1 protein-coding gene is annotated in these 262 nt (G+C 38.5%); it reads left to right on the top strand.

Annotation, left to right across the window (positions count from 1 at the left end):
* Window positions 1-262, top strand: a 262-nt coding sequence (locus R2R70_RS21035) for a cytochrome ubiquinol oxidase subunit I (protein ID WP_410979055.1), incomplete at both ends; no start/stop codon positions are given.

Genomic DNA, 262 nt, shown 5'->3' with positions numbered 1-262 from the left:
ACTTGGATCTTAGTTATTATGGAATCAGTTTATGTTATGACTGGTCGCGAAATTTATCGTGATATGACTAAGTTTTGGGGTAAGTTATTTGGTATTAACTTTGCCATTGGTGTTGCCACAGGCCTCACTATGGAGTTTGAATTTGGCACTAACTGGTCTTATTACTCACATTATGTGGGGGATGTATTTGGTGCCCCTCTGGCTATTGAAGGGTTAATGGCATTCTTTTTAGAATCAACCTTTGTGGGTATGTTCTTCTTAG

The sequence above is a fragment of the Cobetia sp. SIMBA_158 genome (assembly GCF_046566945.1).
Taxonomy (GTDB): Bacteria; Pseudomonadota; Gammaproteobacteria; order Pseudomonadales; family Halomonadaceae; genus Cobetia; species Cobetia amphilecti.
Note: the sequence above shows the minus strand (reverse complement) of the source record. Positions and strands in the feature narration are given on the sequence as shown.